Source organism: Flavobacterium sp., assembly GCF_003525665.1.
Taxonomy (GTDB): Bacteria; Bacteroidota; Bacteroidia; order Flavobacteriales; family Flavobacteriaceae; genus Flavobacterium.
Genome location: NZ_DQDX01000116.1, coordinates 21,361 through 24,143 on the forward strand (window position 1 = coordinate 21,361; position 2,783 = coordinate 24,143).

Consider the following 2,783-nt stretch of genomic DNA (forward strand, 5'->3'; position numbering starts at 1 on the left):
GTCTTTCGCTGTAAAATCTTTGTAATTTGTAATTAGATTTTCTGGATTTCCATCAAAACCATTCCCGGGAATGTTGAAGGCGATTATCGTGAAATTATTAGTGTCGATGATTTTATTTTCTCCGATTAAATCGTTCCACCAACCGTTTTCTCCAGTAACATTGGAATTTCCAGTAAGTGCATGATTCACAATTACAAGAGGAGCATTTCCTATTGGTTGACCAAAAGTTTGATAGAATAATGGGGTTTTGGAAAGCAATTATCCATTTTCTAATTTGAAATTTAGAATGTCTATTTTTTGTAACATTTTTTATTTTTTTAAACCAATATGGCATTAAGAAAATTAAGGTTTGTTTTGATTTTATTTTCTAATTCATTTTTGAAAAACTGCCTTCAATCGCGACATTGAAGACAGTTTCAACAAACAAAAACCTAAACAATTTATTTTTTAAGCCGCTTCCACAGCTTGTAAATCTTTAAATAAAACCACCGAAACTGGTGTTGGGTTTACCAAATTATCTTGAACCGGACAACGGTTTTCTATTTCTATGAGCCAGTCTTTTAGTTGTTCCAAACTTGCGTCTGATGTTGGTTTAACTATCACTTCAATTGAACTAAAGCCAGCTCTTTCATTGCTGATTTTTCCCTGATATTTGTCAAGACTTAATTTGGCTGATAATTCTACTTGAAGTGATTTTAATACAATTCCGTGTTCTTTGGCGACAATTTTTCCAACAGCATTAATGCATCCGGCGTAACCTGCAAGAACATATTCTAATGGACTTGGACCTTCTAATTCAGGAAAATCCTCGTTTTTACTGATTCGGATATCAAAATTTTGAGCTTTGACTACAAATTGATTTTGCTCTTTTGCATATCCGACTACGTTTACAATTTTCTGACTCATGATTAGACTTTTTGCGGGTTTTTAATAGTTACAAAAACTTCTTTTAAATCGGTTTTCAAGTCATCGATATCTTCCAATCCAACAGAAAGACGAATTAAATCTTTGGAAACTCCAGTTGTTTCTTGTTCTGAATCTGATAGTTGTTGGTGCGTTGTGCTTGCTGGATGAATTATTAATGATTTTGTATCACCAATATTGGCTAAAAGCGAGAATAATTTTGTTTCATCAGCTACTTTTTTTGCTGCTTCAAATCCGCCTTTTAATCCAAAAGTTACTATGCCACTTTTTCCTTCTGGCAAATATTTATCAGCAAGTTCTTTATAATTTGAAGTTTCTAAACCTGGATAATTTACCCAAGCAACTTCTTCTTGAGATTGCAACCATTTGGCTAATTCCAATGCGTTTTCAGAATGTTTTTTGATTCTGATTTCTAAAGTTTCCAATCCTTGAATGGTTTGAAAAGCGTTAAACGGACTTAAAGCTGCACCAAAATCGCGCAATCCTTCAATTCGAACTTTGGCAATAAACGACGCCGCGCCAAGTGCTTCGTAGTATTTTAGTCCGTGATATCCAGCTGATGGTTCTGTGAATTCTGGGAATTTTCCGTTACTCCAATCGAAGTTTCCTGCGTCGATAATTACTCCTCCAAGTGAGGTTCCGTTTCCTGTAATGTATTTTGTTAATGAATGAATTACAATGTCGGCACCATATTTTATTGGGTTTAATAAATATGGAGTTGCAACTGTATTATCAACAATAAATGGAACTTTATAGGCTTTTGCTTCTTTAGAAATCGCTTCTAAATCCAATACATCTAATTTTGGATTTCCAAGACTTTCTAAGAAATACGCTCTTGTATTTTCTTGTGATGCTTTAGTAAAATTTTCAGGATTGGAAGGATCAACAAAAGTGGTTGTGATTCCTAATCTTGGTAAAGTTACTTTTAGTAAATTGTAAGTTCCGCCATACAAACTGTTGGATGCCACGATGTGATCTCCAGCTTTTAGTAAGGTTAGAAATGTTGTTGCAATTGCTGCTGTTCCAGACGCGGTCACTACTGCTCCAATTCCGCCTTCTAATTTTGCTAATCTTTGTTCTAGAACGTCGTTGGTTGGATTGTTTAATCTTGTGTAGATAAATCCGGCTTCGGCTAGACCAAAAAGATTGGCTGCATGATCTGAATTGTTAAAAACATAAGATGATGTTTGGTAAATTGGGACAGCTCTTGTTCCTGCGTTTTTAGTAACATCGTGTCCTGCGTGAAGTGCGTTGGTTGAAAATTTTTGTGTGCTCATTTTTCTTTGATTTTAGATATTAAATATTAGATTTTAGATATTCATGTTTGGATTTTTGATGAGATGCCGAAAAAATTTCAGCATAAAAAAAAAGTCCCTTCGGATGGCTTACCAAAGGGACTTTTACAATAGAAATATAACTTTCTTTTACGTTTTCCGTTTATGGTAATAGCAGCTGTCGATACAACACATTGTGCGCATCATCATACAAGACATCATCATATTTTTTGCTATTACTTTCATTATTGAATTATTTATTGTTTTAAAAGCACTTCGACTGCGCTCAGTTTGACAAATTTGATTTAAATAAAAAAACCTCTGCGGTTTGCAGAGGTTTCATTTGAATATATTTTAAAAATTTAAAATTATGCAATAGAAGTGCTCTGCGGAAATTCCCACATCATACGACACATTTTGCACATTGTTAAATTCATTTTTTCATTGTATTTGATGGAGCAAACTTCTGAACTAAATTCGAATAAAAAAAATAATTTTTAATTTATTTTTAAAAATTTAACATTTGGCTACTTTTTCAACACAACATAAACAATTAACTATCAATACATTGCATGGTTTTTAAAA

The 2,783-nt window shown here is 33.2% G+C and carries 2 protein-coding genes and 1 pseudogene; all 3 read right to left on the reverse strand.

Annotation, left to right across the window (positions count from 1 at the left end):
• A pseudogene (locus tag DIU01_RS08440) lies at positions 1-258 on the reverse strand (alpha/beta fold hydrolase); the annotation flags it as partial.
• A 189-nt stretch (positions 259-447) separates the two neighbouring features.
• On the reverse strand, positions 448-906 hold the full coding sequence (locus DIU01_RS08445; protein WP_290833451.1) for an OsmC family protein: 459 nt from the start codon (positions 904-906) through the stop codon (positions 448-450).
• Positions 907-908: 2 nt separating this feature from the next.
• Complete coding sequence (locus DIU01_RS08450; RefSeq protein WP_290833453.1) at positions 909-2,201, reverse strand: O-acetylhomoserine aminocarboxypropyltransferase/cysteine synthase family protein; 1,293 nt, start codon at positions 2,199-2,201, stop codon at positions 909-911.
• Positions 2,202-2,783: the final 582 nt, after the last annotated feature.